The following is a 2474-nucleotide window of genomic DNA, read 5'->3' on the forward strand; positions in this document are numbered from 1 at the left end:
TCGTCGCGGAGGTCAGCCCTTGGCGGCCAGTCGCTCACGCCACCAGTCCACTGTCGCCGCGATCTGCTCATCGAGGGGAGTGGCTCGTGCCGCGAACTCGGCTTCGTAGGCGCTCGAATCGACTACGAACGGACGGTCGAACTGATATCGGATCTCCTTCAGTGCGCGGAGCAGGGGCGAGAAGACCGCGGCGACGCCCAGCACGGCCGGCGAGAGCCTGCGCACCGCTACAGGCCCTGTTCGGGCCTGAGCGGCGAGGCGGTCGACCATCTCCCGAGTGGACAGCGCGGGCTGCGTCGGGACGTGCCAGGCACGTCCCCAGGCCCGCTCCTCCCCCGCGATCTCGACCAGCGTCCTGGCCACGTCGGGGACGTAGGTCCAGCTGTGCGGGGCATCCGGGTCCCCGAGCGTGGACACGGGCTTGCCGCTGAGCAGTCGTGGCACGACCCGTGCTGCCAGGTGGCCGCCGTCGGTCACTCCGGGCCCGAAGAAGTCCGAGGCCCTCACCTCGACCGCCTTGATACGACCCTGCTCGTGCAGGCGCTGCGCCTGCTCCCAAAGGGCGGCGCGCAGCCTTCCCTTGGGACCGGTCGCCGCGAGGGGCAGCTTCTCGGTCATGGGACCGACCACCGGACCGTAGCCGTAAAGGTTGCCCAGCATGACCAGCACGGCCCCGGTCGCCTCGGCCGCCGCGAAGAGCGACGAGGCCAGCGGTGGCCAGTCACTCGTCCAGCGATGGTAGGGAGGTGCGGCGCAGCTGTAGATCGCGACCGCGCCTTGCGACGCTTCGATCAGCCGCTCGCTGTCCGTCGCATCCAACGCGAGGTGTTCGATGCCGGCCTCCGGGCTTCGGCCCGACTTGGTGACGACTCGAACCGAGTGCCCCTTCTCGACCAGCAGCCGAGCAGTGGCCGCTCCGGCAGGCCCGAATCCCACAACGACGTAAAGGCTCACGCACGAACACTAGCGCGAGCGCGTGGTGAGGTCGCGCAGCGCCACCTGACCGGTCGTGAGGGACGCGGGAGACGAGGGGCCGTCGTCCCCCGCGCCCGCGACGACGTCGCAGACAGGCGACCGCCGGCGCGGAACCGTGACTGTCGTGATCCGGGCCGGCGTTGACAGTGGTGGCGACCGTCACTGAACTCGTTCACGTCCCGGCCGGCTCGCGGTCCTCGGGTGCCTGCGGACCGGCGATCGGAGCGGGCGACCGGGGGCGACTTCCTCAACGCATCTGCCCGGGACGGCCCTTGACGGCCGTGTGGCCGCGGGATCACCGTGCGGCCACTCAGGTCCCGGCCAGCAAGGAGTGTCCCAGCGGCGTGAGGCTGTGGAGCACAGCGGTGCCGGTCCGTACGGTGTCGATCAGTCCCGCGCCGCGCAGGACGCCCGCGTGCTGGCTGGCGGCGGCAAGGGAGACGCCGGCGCGCTCGGCGAGGGCCGTGGTGGTGGCGGGGGTGCGCAGCAGCGCGAGCAGCCTCGCCCGGGTGCGGCCGAGCAACGCCCCCAGAGCCTCCGGCCGCTGGTCCGCCCGTTCGCCGTGGCACATGGGGTAGACGAGGACGGTCGCCGCCTCGGGGCGGTACATCACCATGGGACCGGTGGCGAACCACGAGGGCACGAGCAGCAACCCACGGCCGCACAGCGGAATGTCGTACGTGGAGGGCGAGGGCAGATGGAGCGTCGGCGGCTGCCATCGCCAGGTCGTCCCCAGGGTGGTCAGCAGGGCGTCGACACCGCCGCGCAGCAGCATCTCGGCCCGCACCGCGCGATCGGTCAGGGCGTCGCTGCGGATCCTCGGCCACAGCGGACCGATCGACGCCTCGAAGTAGCGCCGTGCGTCGCTCACCAGGGCATGCCGTGCAGCCGGTGAGCCCTGGGCGAGCTCGTGCGCCCACCTGCCGGGGCCGGCCAGGCCGCCGTTCCAGCCGGAGGCGTCCGGGATCCCGAGATCGATCGCCAACCGCGCGGTCGGCGTCGAGGCGGCAAGGTCGAGCGCGTCGTCGAAGTCGTGCACGGCCGGCTGGAGGAGGAAGTCTGGCAGGAATCCCTGCTCGGCGACCAGTTCGGCGAGGACACCCGCCCGCGCGCTCGCGCTGCCGTTCAAGGAACGGTGCCACCGCTCCGCGGCGGGGTGCGACCGGCCGGCGCCGCGACCGCCGTGCGCGTGGCGCAGGGCCAGGCGAAGGCTCAGGGCGGTCTCCGAGAGCGCGTTGGCCGCCGGGGCGAGGGTGATCTGTCGCAGGTCGGCGGCGGTGAAGTGTAAGCGGATCACGCCGACCGATTATCGACCCGTAGGAGCCTTTCGCACAGGGGTGAAAGGCAGTGCGTTCCGGGGAACGACAGGCCAGGCTCCGGGTGTCCGTCGAGCCGATCCGCCCAGCCGATCGGCCCACGTCACCGGAGGTACGCATCGATGCGCCGCTGTCATGTCCGTAACGCCGGCCTCGCCGCCGCGGTCCTGCTCACCGCCCTGT

The 2474-nt window shown here is 71.9% G+C and carries 2 protein-coding genes; both read right to left on the minus strand.

The features are described 5' to 3' along the window. Positions 1–12: 12 nt before the first annotated feature. Positions 13–954 carry an NAD-dependent epimerase/dehydratase family protein gene (locus VIU94_RS29045; RefSeq protein WP_331915716.1) on the minus strand — a complete coding sequence of 314 codons (942 nt, stop codon included), beginning with the start codon at positions 952–954 and terminating at the stop codon, positions 13–15. 331 nt (positions 955–1285) lie between these two features. After that, on the minus strand, positions 1286–2272 hold the full coding sequence (locus VIU94_RS29050; protein WP_331915718.1) for an ArsR/SmtB family transcription factor: 987 nt from the start codon (positions 2270–2272) through the stop codon (positions 1286–1288). Positions 2273–2474: the final 202 nt, after the last annotated feature.

Origin of the sequence: Streptomyces sp. (genome assembly GCF_036566765.1) — a bacterium.
Lineage (GTDB): Bacteria > Actinomycetota > Actinomycetes > Streptomycetales > Streptomycetaceae > Streptomyces.